We start from the raw sequence: 18,090 nt of genomic DNA on the forward strand, positions 1-18,090 counted from the left end.
AGGGGCTGGACGCTGCATTGTTAGCCAGATATTCTGCCCGGTATGTTCAAATTTCCTGAATGAGAACGATATGGCCAAAGAAAGGGCATTAACGCTTGAGGCATTACGCGTAATGGACGCGATAGATCGCCGCGGTAGCTTCGCCGCTGCGGCGGATGAGCTGGGACGCGTGCCGTCTGCACTCAGCTACACCATGCAGAAGCTGGAAGAGGAACTGGATGTCGTGCTATTTGACCGCTCCGGACACCGCACAAAATTCACCAACGTTGGGCGTATGCTGCTGGAAAGAGGGCGCGTCTTGCTGGAGGCGGCAGATAAGCTCACCACAGACGCTGAGGCGCTGGCGCGAGGGTGGGAGACGCATCTGACTATTGTGACCGAGGCGCTGGTGCCGACCCCGGCCTTCTTCCCGCTGATCGACAAACTGGCTGTTAAAGCCAATACGCAGCTTTCAGTGATCACCGAGGTGCTGGCGGGAGCGTGGGAACGCCTGGAACAGGGCCGGGCGGATATTGTGGTGGCACCGGACATGCACTTTCGTTCATCGTCAGAAATTAACTCCCGCAAGCTGTATACCCTGATGAACGTTTATGTTGCCGCGCCGGATCACCCGATTCATCAGGAGCCGGAACCGCTGTCGGAAGTGACGCGGGTGAAGTATCGCGGCGTAGCGGTCGCGGATACCGCGCGTGAACGTCCGGTATTAACCGTGCAACTGCTGGATAAGCAAGCGCGCCTCACCGTCAGCACCATCGAAGATAAGCGTCAGGCGTTACTGGCAGGCTTAGGGGTGGCGACGATGCCGTATCCGCTGGTGGAACAGGATATTGCAGAAGGACGGCTGCGCGTGGTCAGCCCGGAATCGACCAGCGAGATTGACATCATTATGGCCTGGCGGCGAGACAGTATGGGAGAAGCAAAGGCCTGGTGCCTGCGTGAAATACCCAAGCTCTTTATGAAAAAATAACGCGTTGCGGATGACTGATATCGGGGCAAAAAGATTGCCCCGAAACAGGATTAATTAATCTCGTTTTGCTTAGGATCGGCACCAAAACGGTTAGCACCGGCAGTCCCGTTCTGACACAGGAATACAATAATAACGATTGTTCCGATAATCGGAATCAGGCTGAGCAGCAACCACCAGCCGGAGCGCTCGGTATCGTGCAAACGACGGATCGCCACCGCAATGCTCGGCAGGAGAACGCCAAGGCTATAAAGCATTGAGATATAGGGTGTTTCCATGCCGATTACGGCCTGAATAACATTCAGGACTGCACAGATGATCATGTTGATCAACACAAACATCCAGTACTCTTTTCGACGTGCGCGACCGCTGAAGCCGGTATAATTCTTTATTACACTCAAATACCAATTCATATAACATCCTTATTAATTCAAAAGAGGGCAAAATATAGCATGGTATTTTATGAAGGTCATTTGCATTCTAATTAATTAAGAAAATCTCAGAAAAATATATCTATTCTTAATAGTTTTAAGAAATATGTTTTACATCTGAATTAGTATCCGGGCGCTAACCAGAACAACAGGTTGGCGTAAATAAAAGGATCAAGGCAGCGGGTAACGCTGCCTTTCATTTCCTCAGGGGAGAGATTTTGGGTCAGGTCCGAAGCGGTTTTCGCCTGGCGTGCCGTCCTGACAGTTAAAAATGAGGATCACCAGCCAGCCGATGACGGGGATCAGTAACAATAACAGCCACCAGGCCGATCGATCGGTGTCATGCAGACGTCGAAACTGAACTGCCCACCAGGGTAAAAAGACGAGAATTCCGTAAATCGTTGTCAGAATGCACTCTCCTCCGGCACGCTGCCAGCCCAGGAGTTTATCCAGTACGCCGAGAACGAATGTCAGAATGACGTTGACCAGAATAAACATCCAGTACTCTTTCCGCCGGGCGCGTCCGCCAAAGCCGATATAATTTCTTAAAACCTTTAAGTACCAATCCATTTTTACCTCAATCGTGTGTCAATCACTTGTTTTTAAAGCAATCAAAGAAAGAATAGTTGCGAATGATGAGGGGGTAAATATTTGAAGGGTAAATAGAGCAGGCACCCTGAAGGGTGCCTGGGTTCACCTGGCGAAACGGCTGTCACGCCCGTGTGGTTCGTTGAGATCCTGCCACGGGCCAATGGAGATAATGCCTGTCGGGTTAATCGTCTTATGGCTGCGGAAATAGTGGTGGCGAATATGGTCAAAATTGACCGTTTCCGCGATGCCTGGCATCTGATAAATATCGCGCAGGAAACCATGCAGATTGAGATAGTCGCTGATGCGATGCTTGTCGCATTTGAAATGCGTGACATACACCGGATCAAAGCGGATGAGTGTTGTCCACAGGCGAATATCAGCCTCTGTAAGCCGATTACCTGTCAGATAGCGATGCTGACCGAGGATCTGCTCCAGCCGCGCCAGCGCGGTAAAGACGTTTTCTACCGCGTCATCATAGGCTTGCTGACTGGTAGCGAAGCCCGCTTTATAGACGCCATTGTTAACGTTGTCATAAATCCAGCCGTTCAGTTCGTCGATCTTGTTGCGCAGTTCTGGGGGATAGTAGTCCCCGGCTTTTGCCCCTTGCGCATCGAACGCCGTATTGAACATGCGAATGATTTCAGCAGATTCATTACTGACAATCGTATGGTTCTTTTTATCCCACAAGACAGGCACGGTGACGCGGCCGCTGTAATGGGGATCGGCGTGCAGGTAAAGCTGATACAGAAATTCGTGCTGATATAAGGTATCGCCTGTAGCCGCCGGAAAATCATCGTCAAAGGTCCAGCCGTGTTCCAGCATCAGTGGATTTACGACCGAGACGGAGATAAACGGCTCCAGACCCTTGAGCTTACGCAGGATTAACGTACGGTGCGCCCACGGACAGGCGAGAGAAACATACAGGTGATAGCGGTCTTTTTCTGCCGCAAAACCGCCTTCGCCGGAAGGACCCGGCGCGCCATCCGCCGTGAGCCAGTTGCGGAATGCCGATACCGAACGTTGAAATTTTCCTCCGGTGGATTTGGTATCATACCAGGTATCATGCCAGACGCCGTCGATCAGTTGTCCCATGTTTTTTCCCTCAGATAGCAAAAACGAGGAGAAAATCCCCTCGTTCTTTTTCATTCATTATAGAGCGCTTACCACTTTTTGTTCAGTACACGGTCGAGACTGAATGCGCCCGGACCGGTGATGCCGAGCAGCAGGAAGCCGCCAGCGATGGTCAGGTTTTTCATGAACATCAGTGAGTTCACGCCTTCCGCAAAGTTGCTGTGGAAGATAAATGCGGTCAGCAGTGTAAAGCCTGCGGTAAACAGCGCGGTGGTACGGGTCAGGAAACCGAACAGAATCGCCAGACCGCCGCCGAACTCAAGCAAAATGGTCAGTGGCAGCAGGAATCCCGGAACGCCCATCGCTTCCATATACTGTTGGGTACCTGCGTAACCGGTGATTTTTCCCCAACCTGCGGTAATAAACAGGATTGGCATCAGAATACGCGCTACCAGTACACCAACATCTTCTAATTTTTTCATTCTTCTCTCCAGGAACTACACAGACTGCTGAGTTTGTTTTTTGGGTGCAATTTCGCGGCGTTCCGCGTCATTGCTGTCGATGGAGGGAATCATAAGCGTGAAGAATGAGAATTGTTAGCAAGGAAAACTGTCAATATTTTTCAAAAAATTTGATTTTGTAGTGGGGTGGTATTGTGGATGGGTAAGCGAAGCGCTCCTGGTACCGTTGCCGGATGGCGGCTACGCCTTATCCGGCCTACCTATTGAATGTGAGAGTCGGATAAGCGAAGCACCCTCAGGCAACGGTTGATCGTAGCGTCTTTTTAGCCAGTCGCCAGACGCTCCACACGCCAAACCCGCGCTTTGCCCAACGCACGAGCAGGTTAGGGTGGCGAATCGTCCAGACGGCCATCACACTGCTGCCGACCAGCGCCCAGGAGCGCAAACTCAGTAGGGTGTTCCAGCCACGATCGTAAGCGCCCGTTGCTTCCAGCCAGTCACGACGACTGGCTGAAAGATCCAGCCGTTGCTGTTGGATCTCACGAAGCAGTCGGGCCTTACGTTGTTCACGTTCGACTTTACCGCTCACGGCTCTCCTCCTCGAGCAATTGCCGGTCATTTGCCAGTTCATGGCGCGTATGGCGTAACAATGTGGAGCGCCGCGCTTTTCGCAGCGTCCATATCCCGCCAATCAGCGCCAGTGCCAGCAGCACGACCGTGGTGGCAATCATCGCGTTGAGCCGATACTGCGGGTCAACGGCCCAGATGACTAACACCATCAGGCTCATCAAACCAAATGCAGCGAAGAGCATGGTGAGTCCCAGCATCAGCAGAAGCTGAAAAAGGTTCGCCTTTTCTTCTTCAAGCTCGACGACGGCCAGACGTAACCGCGTTTCCACCATCTCAACGAGAAGAGTGACAATCCGCTGCCCGATACCCAGAACGCTTTTCCCGGGCCCTTGCGCGTGATGAGGATCCGCCATCATTAACGACGCGTCAGCAGAACGCCCAGCACGACGCCCACGGCCGCACCAATCCCGACGCCGGTCCACGGATTTTCGCGCACATAGTCGTCAGCACGCGCAGCGGCTTCACGAGTCTGTTTAGCAATGGCATCACCCGTTTCACCGAGGCGATAGCGGCTCTCTTTTAGCGCGCGCTCGGCTTTGCTGCGGATCTTACTCAACTCTTCTTTCGATTTATCACCAGAGGAGTTCAGCACCTCTTCCAGCGTATCGGCCAGGGATTTCAACTCAGCGCGCAGATGTTCCGATGTGTTTTCTTTCGACATAGTTTTCTCCAGGTGAGTAAGTGGTACTGATACTTAGTAGTCGCGAGCTTCGAGCTCTTTCAGTTCCGCTCGCGCTTCAGCCAGTTTACGCTCGCGTTTGGCAATTTTGTCCGCATCGCCTTTTTGCTTCGCTTCGGCGAGGTCGCGCTGACGTTCGGCGATCTCTTCTTTCTGCTCAGCAATTTTTTCCTGATGATCGGCACGCAGCTTGCTGTCAGTACAGTGGGCCCTGACTTCGCTGAGTGCTTTTTTCAGCCCATTGATGCGATTCTGGTTATTGTGCTTCTCGGCGTAGCTGATCTCCCGTTGAATATCCTGCTCTTTTTGCTGGCAAAGCGTGTTAGCGTAGCTGCCAGCACTGAAAGCGAAAAGGGAGATAGCGAAAGCGATGCGGTATTTCATTCTTGAACCTTCCATTGTGACTCGTCCCCATGAATTCAGGAACGATGATCCAGTGATAAAGCGACAGGGTGACCCCATCGCCTCATTAATCATAGACATTAATCGCAGAAATCACCAAAGTGGGTGATATGATTCGGATTCCTGGAGATTACCCTACCCGATGTGGCGTATCGCGTAAACGTGACAACCACTGGACGGCCTGATTGTTATCATCCTGCTGGGCAATGATGTAGCCGCGCGGCAGCGTTTTGTCGAGCACCGCTTTGGCGGCGGCACTCTGGGCGCTGGAATCGAAAGTGATGAGCAGAGTGTCGTTCTTTGGTGTAATGCTTTTAAAACGAATGCCGTTAGCGTCGAGGTGATGCCAGATCGAGAAGCCGTCCGGCATGCTGGCCCCCTGGTGGACGGCACGGATCGCCAGCGTGGATTCTTGCTGACGAACCGTTGACCAGACCAACAGCATGGCGCTCAACGTCAGCAGAAACGCGGTGCTCCAGGCCAGTTGTTTAAGGGTTATACGCGGTTTCAGCATCCCTTACCCTCGATTCCCGTATTTCTTTTTCCACAGGACGACCAGTGAACCGCCCAGGCCAAAAACCAGTAGCACGACGGGTAACAGCATCAGGCATGACATCAGTTGATCTTCATACTTCAGAAACACCGGCGTTTTCCCCAGCAGATAACCCAGGCTGGTTAAAATCAGCACCCACAGCAAGCCACTCATCCAGTTGAAAAATTGAAAGCGGGCATTATTCAGGCCGGATAAGCCAGCGATGGTCGGCAGCAAGGTACGAACAAACGCGATAAAACGACCAATCAGCAGGGCGGAAAGACCATGCTTATGGAATAAATGGTGAGCGCGTTGATGATAGTGGGCCGGCAGGTGCGATAACCAGTTTTGTACGATGCGGGTATTGCCCAGCCATCGGCCCTGAATATAGCTCAGCCAACAACCGAGGCTTGCGGCTGCGGTCAGCAACAGAATGGTTTGCGGAAAGCCCATGGCGCCTTTGGCAATCAGAACACCCACTAACACCAGCAAGCTGTCGCCAGGTAAAAAGGCGGCTGGCAGCAACCCGTTCTCCAGAAACAGAATCATAAATAAAACAAAATACAGCATGCCAATCATGGAAGGATTGGCCAGTGTTTCAAAATCCTGCGCCCACAGGGCATGCAGTAATTGAGTCAAAAGTTCCATTCAGTATTCCAGGTCGAATTGGTTAACGTCACGCCGGGTTAAACAGTTTGCTACGCCGCATCATTGTTAGTGTTTTACATGGTGTGCGGACGGCGCAAAGCCGCGGCCTGAACTATTCCCTGTTAAAAGTTATGAAGTAAGCAAGCACTGACAAACATAAATTCGAATTGCATCTAATTGTAACAAAGGTCAACGTAGTCCGTTATAGAAATTACACGTCCTTGAAATGTGATTTTGCTGATCGCAGGAGAGGGTGGCGAGAGGATTTACACAGGCTGACACTTTATACCTTTCGCTTACTGACAGGCGCAACGGCGCGCCTGTCGAATCAGGAACGTTTATTTTGTCGCGTTAGCCGCCGTATCGAGATGAACGACCGGATTTTCGGCAAACAGATAACGGTCAGCATTAAATTCAAAATCGTCGCTGGTTTCATTGAACAGCATGATTTTTGTGTTCTCGAGATGCTGCCACATCGCCAGTTTTGCCGCATGCGGGTCTTTGCGGATCAGTGCCTTCAGGATTTGATCGTGGTCGTCGCACCAGTTATCGACGGTACGCGCATCAATATGTTCGTGCAGTTTCTTCCAGTATGGGTTGTGACTGCGCTGAGTCCACATTTTTTCCACGATAGCGGCCAGGGCGGAGTTCTGCGTGGCTAACGCGACCTGAATGTGGAATTGCAGGTCCCATTCGGAGTCGCGGAAACATTTTTCGTTGCGCGCCTTTTCCTGGATCGTCATCAGTTTCATGATGTCCTGCTTGGTGACCTGGGTGGCGGCAAACTCCGCAATATTGCTTTCGATAAGCTGACGCGCCTGGAGTAATTCAAAAGGACCATAGTTGGCAAACTCCAGCGACTCGTCGGTGACCTGCTGGTGGCGCGGTTGGTTGGAAATTACATGAATCCCGGACCCCTTACGGACCTCAACATACCCTTCGACTTCCAGCATGATGATAGCTTCACGAACCACGGTACGGCTGACATTTTTTTCATCGGCAATAAAACGCTCTGCAGGCAATTTATCACCCACCAGGTAAACGCCCTGTTCGATGCGCTCTTTTAAATCAGCAGCAAGTTGTTGATACAAACGTCGTGGTTCGGTGATTTCCATATGCACTCCAGGCATGATACGGCAGACTGTATTTGTTATACCACTTTCGCGAGTTTGGCTCTATACGCAGAAACGAAAAAGCCGCCTGCGAGTGCCAGCAGGCGGCTGAGATTGCTTATGCGTTATCCGTCGGCAGGCTAACTTTGCGCTGCCGGTTCATCAAACTGCGGGCCAGAATCGACTTCACTGGCCGGTTTGTTTTGCAGCACGGTCCAGATAACCAGCGCGCCCAACAGGTCGAACACGGCCAGTACTGCAAACAGCGGGCTGAAGCCAATGGTGTCTGCCAGCGCACCGACCACCAGGGCGAACAGCGTACTCGCCAGCCAGGCAGACATCCCAGTCAGACCGTTCGCCGTGGCCACTTCGTTACGACCAAAGACATCAGAAGAGAGTGTAATCAGCGCACCGGACAGGGCCTGGTGAGCAAAACCACCAATACACAGCAGCATGATGGCGATGTACGGGCTGGTGAACAGACCGATCATACCTGGGCCAATCATCAGCACGGCACCCAGCGTAACGACCATTTTTCGTGAGACAATCAGGTTGACGCCAAACCAGCGCTGGAACAGCGGCGGCAGGTAACCCCCCACGATGCAACCGAGGTCAGCAAACAGCATCGGCATCCAGGCGAACATTGCAATTTCTTTCAGGTTAAAGCCATAGACTTTGAACATGAACAGCGGGATCCAGGCGTTAAACGTCCCCCAGGCCGGTTCTGCCAGAAAACGCGGCAGGGCGATACCCCAGAACTGGCGGTTACGCAGGATCTGCACGAGTGACATTTTCTTTTTGGTGCTGTTTTTGTGCTGCGCTTCCTGGCCATTAATAATGTAGTCGCGCTCTTCGTCCGTCAGTTTTTTCTGGTCACGCGGATGCTTATAGAAGATAAGCCAGGACATGGCCCAGATGAAGCTCAGGGCACCAGAGATAATGAACGCCATCTGCCAGCTGTGCATCACGATCGCCCAGACAACCAACGGCGGGGCAATCATCGCACCGATAGAGGAGCCGACGTTAAAGTAGCCGACCGCAATGGAGCGTTCTTTCGCCGGGAACCATTCGGAACTGGCTTTCAGCCCCGCCGGGATCATCGCGGCTTCTGCCGCACCGACCGCGCCGCGCGCCAGCGCCAGGCCCCCCCAGCTTCCTGCCAATGCGGTTGCGCCACAGAAAACGGCCCATAACACGGCAAACATTGCATAGCCTATTTTGGTGCCCAGTATATCCAGCACATAGCCGGCAACAGGTTGCATGACAGTGTAAGCAGCAGAATAGGCTGCGATGATATAGGAGTACTGTTGGGTGGAGATGTGCAACTCTTCCATCAGAGTTGGCGCAGCTGCCGCCACAGTGTTACGCGTCAGGTAACCCAGCACGGTGCCAAGCGTCACCAGCGCAATCATGTACCAACGTAACCCTTTAATTTTACGCATGTAAAACCTCATCGTTTTGTTATTTCCGCAAAGATCGCGGTCATCTTCCTGCCTGTGGCAGAGGATGCTGTTTACGACGGGGTAACCAAAAAAAGCCGGTACGCCCGAACGTTGCCATAAATAAATTTTGCTAATTCGGTTTCCGTACCGGTCAATCCGATGATGAATCATCGGTAACTATGCATTCCGTCGGCTTATGTATCGCGACGGCAGAAAGATAACTTGTCATACAACTTTAAAAGGTGAGTGCCATCACAAAAGTATGAATCTTAGCGTGGTTATTATTTCGATTAGGCGATGCCAGAGCTGGCGCGGCTTGAGGCGATGTTTACCACTTCGAGGGTAAACAATTTGTCGGCATTTATTGATCTACCTCACGAAAATATCTACAGGCTATGGAAATTGGTGTGATAACTTTGTCAGCATCGCTACATAAGCAATCAGACGCACTCGTTGAGAGGAAGACGATAATGACCCCGTTTATGACAGAAGATTTTCTACTTGATACTGAATTTGCCCGCCGTCTGTATCATGATTATGCGAAAGACCAGCCTATCTTCGATTACCATTGCCATCTGCCGCCACAGCAAATCGCCGAAGACTACCGGTTCAAGAATCTGTATGACATCTGGCTGAAAGGCGACCATTACAAATGGCGCGCGATGCGCACTAACGGTGTCGCTGAGCGCCTGTGTACCGGCGACGCTTCCGACCGCGAGAAGTTTGACGCGTGGGCGGCGACGGTTCCGCATACGATCGGCAACCCGTTATACCACTGGACGCACCTTGAACTGCGTCGCCCATTCGGCGTGACAGGTAAGCTGCTTTCTCCGTCGACGGCGGACGAAATCTGGAATCAGTGCAACGAACTGCTGGCGCAGGATGAATTCTCCGCACGCGGCATCATGCAGCAGATGAACGTGAAAATGGTCGGCACGACTGACGATCCGATCGATTCGCTGGAGCATCACGCAACGGTCGCAAAAGACAGCAGCTTCTCCGTGAAAGTTTTGCCAAGCTGGCGTCCGGATAAAGCCTTCAATATTGAGCAGGCGACCTTCAACGATTACATGGCAAAACTGGGTGAAGTGTCGGACACCGACATTCGCCGCTTTACCGATCTGCAAAGCGCGCTGACCAAACGTCTGGATCATTTTGCGGCGCACGGCTGCAAAGTTTCCGACCACGCGCTGGATGTGGTGCTGTTCGCAGAGTCCAGCGACGCTGAACTGGATAGCATTCTGGCACGTCGCCTGGCAGGCGAGACGCTGAACGAACATGAAGTGGCGCAGTTCAAAACGGCTGTGCTGGTGTTCCTGGGGGCGGAATATGCGCGTCGCGGTTGGGTACAGCAATACCATATTGGCGCCCTGCGCAATAACAACCTGCGCCAGTTCAAACTGCTGGGGCCGGATGTGGGCTTTGACTCTATCAACGACCGTCCGATGGCGGAAGAGTTATCAAAACTGCTCAGCAAACAGAATGAAGAAAACCTGTTGCCGAAAACCATTCTCTACTGCCTGAACCCGCGCGATAACGAAGTGCTGGGCACCATGATCGGCAACTTCCAGGGGGAAGGGATGCCGGGCAAAATGCAGTTCGGTTCCGGCTGGTGGTTCAACGATCAGAAAGACGGCATGGAACGTCAGATGACGCAACTGGCGCAATTGGGTCTGTTAAGCCGCTTTGTCGGCATGCTGACCGACAGCCGCAGCTTCCTGTCTTATACCCGTCACGAATACTTCCGTCGCATTCTCTGCCAGATGATTGGCCGCTGGGTGCAGGCCGGTGAAGCCCCGGCAGATAGTCAACTGCTGGGCGAGATGGTGAAAAACATTTGCTTTAACAATGCGCGTGATTACTTCGCCATTGAACTGAACTAAGGTCCGGGGTTGATATGCAATACATCAAAATCCATGTGCAGGATAACGTTGCGGTCGCGCTGGCTGATTTGGCGCAGGGAACGGAAGTCACTGTGGACAACCACACCGTAACGCTTCGCCAGGATATTGCTCGCGGACATAAATTTGCGCTGAGTGACATCAGGAAAGGGGCGTACGTGATTAAGTATGGTCAGCCTATCGGCCATGCTTTGACGGACATTGCGGCGGGTGAACATATTCACGCCCACAATACTCGCACCAATCTGAGCGATTTGGATGAGTATCGCTATCAACCCGATTTTCAGGATCTTCCTGCGCAACCGGCGGATCGCGACGTGCAGATTTATCGTCGCGCTAATGGGGACGTCGGGGTACGAAACGAACTCTGGATCCTGCCAACCGTTGGCTGCGTCAACGGGATTGCGCGCCAGATCCAGAGCCGTTTTCTGAAAGAGACGAATGATGCAGAGGGCACTGATGGTGTCTTCCTGTTCAGCCACACCTACGGCTGCTCGCAGCTTGGCGACGACCACATCAACACCCGCACCATGCTGCAAAACATGGTCCGTCATCCGAACGCTGGCGCGGTGCTGGTGATTGGCCTGGGGTGTGAAAACAACCAGGTCGATGCCTTCCGCGAAACGCTGGGCGACTTCAATCCTGAGCGTGTGCACTTTATGATTTGTCAGCATCAGGACGATGAAGTGGAGGCGGGACTTGAGCATCTTCATCAGCTTTATGACGTGATGCGCCACGACAAACGCGAGCCGGGGAAACTGAGCGAGCTGAAGTTTGGTCTGGAGTGTGGTGGTTCAGACGGGCTTTCCGGGATCACCGCGAACCCGATGCTTGGTCGCTTCTCTGACTACATGATTGCCAACGGCGGCACCACCGTGCTGACCGAAGTGCCGGAGATGTTCGGGGCGGAGCAATTGCTGATGAGTCACTGTCGCGACGAAGAAACGTTCGGCAAACTGGTCACCATGGTCAATGACTTCAAGCAGTATTTTATCGCCCACAATCAGCCGATTTACGAAAACCCTTCGCCGGGTAACAAAGCCGGTGGGATCACCACGCTGGAAGACAAGTCGTTGGGTTGCACGCAGAAAGCGGGTTCCAGTCAGGTGGTTGACGTGCTGCGCTACGGCGAGCGTTTGAAAACCCACGGTCTGAATCTGCTGAGCGCGCCGGGTAATGATGCGGTAGCCACCAGTGCGCTGGCGGGTGCCGGTTGTCACATGGTGTTGTTCAGCACCGGTCGCGGTACTCCTTACGGCGGATTTGTGCCGACGGTGAAAATTGCCACCAACAGCGAACTGGCGGCGAAGAAAAAGCACTGGATCGACTTTGATGCGGGTCAGTTAATCCACGGCAAAGCGATGCCGCAACTGCTGAATGAGTTTATTGATACCATCGTCGATTTCGCCAACGGTAAGCAGACCTGCAACGAACGCAATGATTTCCGCGAACTGGCTATCTTTAAAAGCGGCGTAACGTTGTAAAAAGTGCCGAATGACGGCAAAACGCCTTATCAGGCCTACGCTGGCAGGCCTGATAAGCGCAGCGCCATCAGGCATTGTTAATGGAGTTGATGTCGTTTATGACCGCGTATTGGCTGGCTCAGGGCGTCGGTGTGCTCGCGTTTCTGATTGGCATTACGACGTTTTTCAACCGCGATGAGCACCGCTTCCGACTCCAGCTTGCCGTCTATAGCGCCACGATAGGCGTACACTTCTTTCTGATGGGCGCCTGGCCCGCCGGGATGAGCGCGGAACTCAATACCGTGCGTACTCTGGTGTCGATGCGCACCCGCAAACTGTGGGTGATGGCGCTGTTCATTATCCTCACCCTGGTGCTAGGGCTGGCGAAACTACAGCATGCGATGGAAATTCTGCCCATCATCGGCACGCTCGCCAGTACCTGGGCGCTGTTCCGCTGTAAAGGATTAACGGTGCGCTGCGTGATGTGGTGTGCGACTGCCTGTTGGGTGGTACACAACTTCTGGCTGGGATCGATCGGCGGAACGCTGATTGAAGGCAGTTTTCTGGTGATGAACGGGCTGAACATTATTCGTTTCTGGCGTATGAAACGCCGGGGAATCGATCCATTCAAAATTGAGAAAAGCGTACAGGAAGAGACCCCTTCCGCCAAATGACGGAAGGGTTTATGGCTTAGCTACGCAGCGCGTTATTCGCCAGACGTTCGTCTTCAGCCTGGCAGGCTGCCGCGGTAAACAGGACGTCAGTGGAGGAGTTCAGCGCCGTCTCACAGGAATCCTGCAGCACGCCGATGATAAAGCCGACAGCAACCACCTGCATGGCGATATCGTTCGGGATACCAAACATATTACAGGCCAGCGGGATCAGCAGCAGCGAGCCACCTGCAACACCGGATGCGCCGCAGGCGCACAGCGAGGCGACCACGCTCAACAGCAGCGCGGTGGGCAGATCCACCGGAACGCCCAGCGTATGCACCGCTGCCAGCGTTAACACCGTAATGGTGATCGCCGCGCCCGCCATATTGATGGTGGCGCCCAGCGGAATAGAAACGGAATAGGTATCGCGATCCAGATTCAGTTTTTCACACAGCGCCATATTCACCGGAATATTCGCTGCTGAACTGCGGGTGAAGAAAGCATAAACGCCGCTTTCACGCAGGCAGGCAAAAACCAGCGGATACGGATTGCGACGAATTTTCCAGAATACCAGCAGTGGGTTGATCACCAGCGCGACCAGAGCCATACAGCCGACCAGCACAACCAGCAGTTGCGCGTAGCCCCACAGCGTGGAGAAGCCGGTGGTGGCGAGGGTCGATGCGACAAGACCAAAAATACCAATCGGGGCAAAGCGGATCACCAGTTTCACCATAAAGGTCACGGCGTTCGACATATCATTGACCAGATTTTTGGTGGTGTCGTTGCCATGACGCAGGGCAAAACCAAGGCCGACCGCCCACACCAGGATGCCGATATAGTTGGCATTCAGCAGCGCATCAATAGGGTTAGAGACCATGCTCATCAGCAGGCCACGCAGTACTTCTACAATGCCTGACGGTGGCACGATATCATGCGAACTGGTGACCAGATGCAACGTTGAAGGGAAGGCGAAGCTGAAGACTACCGCGGCGAGCGCCGCAGAAAACGTCCCCAACAGATAGAGAAACAGAATCGGGCGAATGCTGGTTTTTTGCCCGTGCTGATGGTTGGCGATCGACGCCATCACCAGCATCAGAACCAGAATCGGGGCGACGGCTTTTAACGCACCGACGAACAATGTGCCGAGCAAGCCAACGGCAATGGCTGCCGGTTTTGAAATCCATGCCAGTAAGATCCCCAGTACGAGACCGACCAATATTTGTTTAACCAGGCTTCCTTGAGCCAAACGCTGTAGCAGCCCCGATGAACGTTGCGTAGTCATTTCTTGATCCTTACAGTGTGTTGTTGCTCATCCTTCGCGCGTTCTATGGACGCCGCTTTCCGGATGTAACAAAGTGTTTGCCTGGTTGAGTATAAGGAAAGATAACGCTTCGGGAAGCGAAATATGCTGGATTTCATGCTGCGGTCATGTTTTGTAACTTGGTGTTAACAGTATTGTGACATGTTCTACAAAAAGCAGAGGCCAGATTATCTATTGGCCGGGGACGCGCTAGCGTCGCCCGGCACGACAGAATTACGCCTGTTGTTTCTTATCATGCTGGTAGTTGACCCAGGCATTGATCAGTAACGTCACGACCAGGATGCCAAATACCACGCCGAGCGAAATCGCAATCGGGATATGGTAGAAGTCGACGATCAGCATCTTTATACCGATAAACACCAGGATCACCGCCAGACCGTATTTCAGCATAGAGAACCGCTCTGCAACTCCCGACAGCAGGAAGTACATGGCACGCAGGCCCAGAATCGCGAACAGGTTCGAGGTCAGAACGATGAACGGGTCAGTCGTAACAGCAAAAATAGCCGGAATACTGTCGACCGCAAAAATAACGTCGCTCAGTTCCACCAGGATCAATACCAGCAGCAGCGGCGTGGCATACAGCAGACCCTTTTTACGCACGAAGAAATGTTCGTTCTCGATAGTATCCGTCATGCGCAGATGCCCGCGCAGCCAGCGCACCAGTGGTTTATCGCCAATGCCGGCGTCATCTTCTTTCGCCAGCGCCATTTTTACCCCGGTAAACAGCAGGAAAGCGCCAAACACATACAGCATCCATTCGAACTGCGTAATCAGCCAGGTACCAGCAAAAATCATTATCGTACGTAGTACGATGGCACCCAGCACGCCGTAGACCAGTACCCGACGTTGCAGGGCAGGTGGCACCGAGAAGTAGCTGAACAACATCAGCCAGACAAAGACGTTATCGACGGCGAGGGATTTTTCGATCAGATAACCCGTGAGGAACGCCAGCGCCTGCGGATCGGCGACGGCGCGGCCTTCGGTTTGTACCAGGTACCACCAGAATGCAGCGTTAAACAGTAGCGAGAGCGTGACCCAGACCAGGGACCAGGCAGCCGCTTGCTTCATGGTCATCGTATGTACGCCACGACGCCCCTGCAAAAAGAGGTCGATAGCCAGCATGATCACCACAACAACAGCGAATCCGCCCCATAACAACGGTGTGCCGACAGTATTCATCATCATTCCTTACACATAAAAAAACGGCCAACGTCGGAAGACGTCAGCCGCTGCTTTTTTATGCATAGACCTCGCCTTCCGGCAAGGTCTCACTTACAACAAAAAAAGAATGCGTTAGCGCATTCCTTTGTCGTTGCCCGGTGACCGGATGTGGTTTTTCACACATCGTAATGACGATCGACCGACAATGAAGTTACTCCCCTTTGCAGGTAACAAAATATGACAGGCCACGCATTCCGTCAATGGCCTGTAACATCTGTTTTACAATGTTTTACGCAGTCGCTGCGCGGCTGACATCGTCTGCCGGGAAGATGACGCCGGTCTGGCGACGAATCTCGGTTAACAGTTTTGCCGTGATGCGACTGTTGGACAATCCAGGGTGATTCACTTCATTGGCATCCACCAGTGCTGCAAACGCCTGTGCCTCATACAGCATAGTATTGATGTGCTGCGGTTGGGTAAGATCCTGGGTTTTCCCGCCGCGCGGAACAAAACAAACCTTCTGGCATTCGGAGATTTTTTCGATCACCAGCGATCCGGCTTCGCCCTGAATTTCACTGTCGACAACGGAATCACTCACTTTGGAATGCTGGAGGGTGACGCTGAAATCACCGTAGTCCATCACCACCACGCCGTGGGCATCGACGCCGCTCTCCAGCAGACTGGCAGAGGCCTGTACGCTGTGCGGTTCGCCCCATAGCGCCACGGCGGAAGCCAGGCAGTAGAAGCCAATGTCCATGATCGAGCCATTGGAGAAGGCCGGGTTAAAGGTGTTCGGGTTTTCGCCGTCAAGATAGCGCTGATAGCGCGACGAATACTGACAGTAATTGAGGAACGCTTTGCGCATTTTACCGACTTTCGGCAGCGATTGTTGTAAGAGCAGGAAGTTAGGCAGACTGGCGGTTTTAAACGCTTCGTAAAGCACCACTTGATTTTCCCGCGCACAGGCGATGGCGGCTTCGACTTCGGCCAGATTCGACGCCAGCGGCTTCTCGCAGATCACATGCTTTTTATGACTCAGAAACAGTTGGGTCTGGGGAAAGTGCAGCGAGTTTGGGCTGGCAATGTACACTGCGTCAATCGCCTCGCTTTGCGCCATTGCATCCAGCGAGGTAAACAGATGCTCGACGAGGTAATCATTGGCGAAGGTTTGCGCCTGTTCGAGGCTGCGGGAATAGACTGCGGTTAACTTATATTTGCCGGTCTCATGGGCGGCATCCACAAACTGGCGGGTGATCCAGTTTGTGCCAATCACTGCGAAACGTATCATAAATGCCTTCAGGCTCCATAAAGGGATTCTGTCGTCAATTTAGCACGCCTTTATGACAAAGCCAGTGCGCTACTGCGCAGTTTCCTTTAACGACAACTGCGTCAACCAGAGGCGGGTATCAAATTCCAACTGGTGATAGTGCGGTTCCATGTGACAGCAAAGCTGATAAAACGCCTTGTTGTGCTCCTTTTCCTTCAGATGTGCCAGTTCGTGGACGACGATCATTCGCAAAAAGGGTTCCGGCGCGTTGCGAAACACGGTGGCGACGCGGATCTCGGCTTTCGCTTTCAGCTTGCCGCCTTGTACGCGAGAGACCGCTGTGTGCAGGCCGAGCGCATTCTTCAGCACGTGGATCTTATTGTCATACATCACTTTGTTGATCGGCGGGGCGTTACGCAGAAATTGATTTTTCAGATCCTGGGTGTATTGCCAGAGCGCTTTATCCGTCGCGAAATCATGCGTTCCCGGATAGCGCTTTTCCAGCACCGCGCCCAGCCGTTGCTCGGCAATCAGCGTGCGCACCTGAGAAAGCAGTTGCTCCGGGTAGCCCTGGAGGTAAGTTAATTGGCTCATCGTCACCCATGCAAATCATAAAAAGTGTATACTCACGCACCCTTTTACGGGATACGCCGAAATTTTACCATTCAGGAGGGCCGATGAGCCACACAGACAACGGTTTCCGTTCACTGACACTAAAACGTTTCCCGGAAACGGACGACGTTAACCCACTGTTGGCGTGGGAAGCGGCCGATGATTATCTGCTGCAACAGGTGGACGATACGGAGATTCGCGGCCCGGTGCTGATCCTGAATGATACCTTCGGTGCGCTAAGCTGTGCGCTGGCGGAGCAGTCGCCGTACAGCATTGGTGATTCGTATTTAAGCGAACTGGCAACGCGGGAAAACCTGCGCCATAACGACCTCGCGGAGTCCAGCGTCAAGTTTCTCGACAGCACGGCAGAGTACCCGCAGGCGCCGGACGTGGTGCTGATCAAAGTGCCGAAAACGCTGGCACTGCTTGAGCAACAGCTGCGCGCGCTGCGAAAAGTGGTGACCCCGCAAACCCGTATCATTGCTGGCGCGAAGGCGCGGGATATCCATAACTCCACGCTGGAGCTGTTTGAGAAAGTGCTCGGTCCAACGACTACCACGCTGGCGTGGAAAAAGGCGCGTCTCATCAATTGCACCTTCAGCGAGCCGGCTCTGGCTGATGCGCCGGAAACGCTGAGCTGGAAACTGGAAGGCACCGACTGGACCATCCACAACCATGCCAACGTCTTCTCCCGCACCGGCTGGATACTGGCGCCCGTTTCTTTATGCAGCATCTGCCAGAGAATCTGG

General features: G+C 53.1%; 20 protein-coding genes and 1 pseudogene. 5 read left to right on the forward strand and 16 right to left on the reverse strand.

Going from position 1 to position 18,090, the window contains the following annotated elements; translation table 11 throughout:
- The first annotated feature begins 70 nt into the window (after nucleotides 1–70).
- Complete coding sequence (gene yhaJ / locus AB7E14_RS00570) at nucleotides 71–967, forward strand: DNA-binding transcriptional regulator YhaJ (protein ID WP_044255829.1); 897 nt, start codon at nucleotides 71–73, stop codon at nucleotides 965–967.
- Between the two features lie 50 nt (nucleotides 968–1,017).
- Here yhaJ and AB7E14_RS00575 read toward each other — a convergent pair whose 3' ends face one another.
- The 12 genes from AB7E14_RS00575 to exuT all read right to left on the reverse strand — a co-directional run bounded on the left by AB7E14_RS00575 (nucleotide 1,018) and on the right by exuT (nucleotide 8,963).
- Nucleotides 1,018–1,377 (reverse strand): DUF805 domain-containing protein, encoded by a 360-nt coding sequence (locus AB7E14_RS00575; RefSeq protein ID WP_130097902.1) that lies wholly within the window; start codon nucleotides 1,375–1,377, stop codon nucleotides 1,018–1,020.
- Between the two features lie 222 nt (nucleotides 1,378–1,599).
- Nucleotides 1,600–1,965, reverse strand: coding sequence for a DUF805 domain-containing protein (locus AB7E14_RS00580; RefSeq protein WP_316962551.1), 366 nt, complete (start codon nucleotides 1,963–1,965; stop codon nucleotides 1,600–1,602).
- 123 nt (nucleotides 1,966–2,088) lie between these two features.
- The gene (locus AB7E14_RS00585) at nucleotides 2,089–3,078 is read right to left on the reverse strand and encodes a glutathione S-transferase family protein (RefSeq protein WP_316962550.1); all 990 of its coding nucleotides are present in this window, start codon (nucleotides 3,076–3,078) and stop codon (nucleotides 2,089–2,091) included.
- Between the two features lie 68 nt (nucleotides 3,079–3,146).
- A complete protein-coding gene (locus tag AB7E14_RS00590) occupies nucleotides 3,147–3,539 on the reverse strand; it encodes a DoxX family protein (protein WP_042998230.1) in 393 nt (130 codons plus the stop codon).
- Between the two features lie 274 nt (nucleotides 3,540–3,813).
- Entirely contained in the window at nucleotides 3,814–4,107 is a 294-nt protein-coding gene (locus AB7E14_RS00595) for a YqjK-like family protein (protein ID WP_042998229.1), read from the reverse strand.
- The gene (locus AB7E14_RS00600; protein WP_043001753.1) at nucleotides 4,097–4,501 is read right to left on the reverse strand and encodes a phage holin family protein; all 405 of its coding nucleotides are present in this window, start codon (nucleotides 4,499–4,501) and stop codon (nucleotides 4,097–4,099) included. Before AB7E14_RS00600 ends, AB7E14_RS00595 begins: the two co-directional genes overlap by 11 nt.
- A gap of 2 nt (nucleotides 4,502–4,503) precedes the next feature.
- On the reverse strand, nucleotides 4,504–4,809 hold the full coding sequence (locus AB7E14_RS00605; RefSeq protein WP_042998228.1) for a DUF883 family protein: 306 nt from the start codon (nucleotides 4,807–4,809) through the stop codon (nucleotides 4,504–4,506).
- Between the two features lie 33 nt (nucleotides 4,810–4,842).
- The gene (locus AB7E14_RS00610; protein WP_044265550.1) at nucleotides 4,843–5,211 is read right to left on the reverse strand and encodes a DUF1090 domain-containing protein; all 369 of its coding nucleotides are present in this window, start codon (nucleotides 5,209–5,211) and stop codon (nucleotides 4,843–4,845) included.
- A gap of 148 nt (nucleotides 5,212–5,359) precedes the next feature.
- The gene (gene mzrA, locus AB7E14_RS00615; protein WP_042998226.1) at nucleotides 5,360–5,743 is read right to left on the reverse strand and encodes an EnvZ/OmpR regulon moderator MzrA; all 384 of its coding nucleotides are present in this window, start codon (nucleotides 5,741–5,743) and stop codon (nucleotides 5,360–5,362) included.
- Between the two features lie 3 nt (nucleotides 5,744–5,746).
- Nucleotides 5,747–6,409, reverse strand: a complete 663-nt coding sequence (yqjA, locus tag AB7E14_RS00620; protein ID WP_042998225.1) for a DedA family general envelope maintenance protein YqjA — start codon at nucleotides 6,407–6,409, stop codon at nucleotides 5,747–5,749.
- A 338-nt stretch (nucleotides 6,410–6,747) separates the two neighbouring features.
- The gene (gene exuR / locus AB7E14_RS00625; protein WP_044328006.1) at nucleotides 6,748–7,524 is read right to left on the reverse strand and encodes a transcriptional regulator ExuR; all 777 of its coding nucleotides are present in this window, start codon (nucleotides 7,522–7,524) and stop codon (nucleotides 6,748–6,750) included.
- A gap of 137 nt (nucleotides 7,525–7,661) precedes the next feature.
- Complete coding sequence (exuT, locus tag AB7E14_RS00630; protein ID WP_042998223.1) at nucleotides 7,662–8,963, reverse strand: hexuronate transporter ExuT; 1,302 nt, start codon at nucleotides 8,961–8,963, stop codon at nucleotides 7,662–7,664.
- A gap of 470 nt (nucleotides 8,964–9,433) precedes the next feature.
- Between exuT and uxaC the strand changes: the two genes are divergently transcribed.
- The 3 genes from uxaC to AB7E14_RS00645 all read left to right on the forward strand — a co-directional run bounded on the left by uxaC (nucleotide 9,434) and on the right by AB7E14_RS00645 (nucleotide 13,001).
- Entirely contained in the window at nucleotides 9,434–10,846 is a 1,413-nt protein-coding gene (gene uxaC / locus AB7E14_RS00635) for a glucuronate isomerase (RefSeq protein ID WP_044328005.1), read from the forward strand.
- Between the two features lie 14 nt (nucleotides 10,847–10,860).
- Entirely contained in the window at nucleotides 10,861–12,348 is a 1,488-nt protein-coding gene (locus tag AB7E14_RS00640; RefSeq protein WP_044265554.1) for a UxaA family hydrolase, read from the forward strand.
- A gap of 98 nt (nucleotides 12,349–12,446) precedes the next feature.
- Nucleotides 12,447–13,001, forward strand: a complete 555-nt coding sequence (locus AB7E14_RS00645) for a YgjV family protein (RefSeq protein WP_044328009.1) — start codon at nucleotides 12,447–12,449, stop codon at nucleotides 12,999–13,001.
- A 16-nt stretch (nucleotides 13,002–13,017) separates the two neighbouring features.
- Here AB7E14_RS00645 and sstT read toward each other — a convergent pair whose 3' ends face one another.
- From sstT to AB7E14_RS00665, 4 genes are all read right to left on the reverse strand, one after another.
- Nucleotides 13,018–14,262: a serine/threonine transporter SstT gene (gene sstT / locus AB7E14_RS00650; protein WP_058587545.1), complete on the reverse strand. Its 1,245-nt coding sequence runs from the start codon at nucleotides 14,260–14,262 to the stop codon at nucleotides 13,018–13,020.
- A gap of 252 nt (nucleotides 14,263–14,514) precedes the next feature.
- Nucleotides 14,515–15,480: a TerC family protein gene (locus AB7E14_RS00655; RefSeq protein ID WP_042998219.1), complete on the reverse strand. Its 966-nt coding sequence runs from the start codon at nucleotides 15,478–15,480 to the stop codon at nucleotides 14,515–14,517.
- A 271-nt stretch (nucleotides 15,481–15,751) separates the two neighbouring features.
- Nucleotides 15,752–16,750 (reverse strand): Gfo/Idh/MocA family protein, encoded by a 999-nt coding sequence (locus tag AB7E14_RS00660; RefSeq protein WP_216081875.1) that lies wholly within the window; start codon nucleotides 16,748–16,750, stop codon nucleotides 15,752–15,754.
- Between the two features lie 69 nt (nucleotides 16,751–16,819).
- Nucleotides 16,820–17,323: a M48 metallopeptidase family protein gene (locus AB7E14_RS00665; protein ID WP_042998217.1), complete on the reverse strand. Its 504-nt coding sequence runs from the start codon at nucleotides 17,321–17,323 to the stop codon at nucleotides 16,820–16,822.
- Between the two features lie 83 nt (nucleotides 17,324–17,406).
- On the opposite strand from AB7E14_RS00665, the pseudogene rlmG reads away from it, so the two are divergent.
- Nucleotides 17,407–18,090: pseudogene (rlmG, locus tag AB7E14_RS00670) on the forward strand (23S rRNA (guanine(1835)-N(2))-methyltransferase RlmG); the annotation flags it as partial.

This window comes from Citrobacter sp. (assembly GCF_050252275.1).
In the GTDB taxonomy this organism is placed as follows: Bacteria; Pseudomonadota; Gammaproteobacteria; order Enterobacterales; family Enterobacteriaceae; genus Citrobacter_A; species Citrobacter_A amalonaticus.

Coding starts and splice junctions, on each gene's coding strand:
- AB7E14_RS00580 (WP_316962551.1), bottom strand. CDS start 1,965: ATGGATTGGTACTTAAAGGTTTTAAGAAATTATATCGGCTTTGGCGGA.
- AB7E14_RS00665 (WP_042998217.1), bottom strand. CDS start 17,323: ATGAGCCAATTAACTTACCTCCAGGGCTACCCGGAGCAACTGCTTTCT.
- AB7E14_RS00640 (WP_044265554.1), top strand. CDS start 10,861: ATGCAATACATCAAAATCCATGTGCAGGATAACGTTGCGGTCGCGCTG.
- AB7E14_RS00600 (WP_043001753.1), bottom strand. CDS start 4,501: ATGGCGGATCCTCATCACGCGCAAGGGCCCGGGAAAAGCGTTCTGGGT.
- AB7E14_RS00590 (WP_042998230.1), bottom strand. CDS start 3,539: ATGAAAAAATTAGAAGATGTTGGTGTACTGGTAGCGCGTATTCTGATG.
- AB7E14_RS00645 (WP_044328009.1), top strand. CDS start 12,447: ATGACCGCGTATTGGCTGGCTCAGGGCGTCGGTGTGCTCGCGTTTCTG.
- exuT (WP_042998223.1), bottom strand. CDS start 8,963: ATGCGTAAAATTAAAGGGTTACGTTGGTACATGATTGCGCTGGTGACG.
- AB7E14_RS00660 (WP_216081875.1), bottom strand. CDS start 16,750: ATGATACGTTTCGCAGTGATTGGCACAAACTGGATCACCCGCCAGTTT.
- yhaJ (WP_044255829.1), top strand. CDS start 71: ATGGCCAAAGAAAGGGCATTAACGCTTGAGGCATTACGCGTAATGGAC.
- AB7E14_RS00575 (WP_130097902.1), bottom strand. CDS start 1,377: ATGAATTGGTATTTGAGTGTAATAAAGAATTATACCGGCTTCAGCGGT.
- AB7E14_RS00585 (WP_316962550.1), bottom strand. CDS start 3,078: ATGGGACAACTGATCGACGGCGTCTGGCATGATACCTGGTATGATACC.
- exuR (WP_044328006.1), bottom strand. CDS start 7,524: ATGGAAATCACCGAACCACGACGTTTGTATCAACAACTTGCTGCTGAT.
- yqjA (WP_042998225.1), bottom strand. CDS start 6,409: ATGGAACTTTTGACTCAATTACTGCATGCCCTGTGGGCGCAGGATTTT.
- sstT (WP_058587545.1), bottom strand. CDS start 14,262: ATGACTACGCAACGTTCATCGGGGCTGCTACAGCGTTTGGCTCAAGGA.
- mzrA (WP_042998226.1), bottom strand. CDS start 5,743: ATGCTGAAACCGCGTATAACCCTTAAACAACTGGCCTGGAGCACCGCG.
- AB7E14_RS00655 (WP_042998219.1), bottom strand. CDS start 15,480: ATGAATACTGTCGGCACACCGTTGTTATGGGGCGGATTCGCTGTTGTT.
- uxaC (WP_044328005.1), top strand. CDS start 9,434: ATGACCCCGTTTATGACAGAAGATTTTCTACTTGATACTGAATTTGCC.
- AB7E14_RS00610 (WP_044265550.1), bottom strand. CDS start 5,211: ATGAAATACCGCATCGCTTTCGCTATCTCCCTTTTCGCTTTCAGTGCT.
- AB7E14_RS00605 (WP_042998228.1), bottom strand. CDS start 4,809: ATGTCGAAAGAAAACACATCGGAACATCTGCGCGCTGAGTTGAAATCC.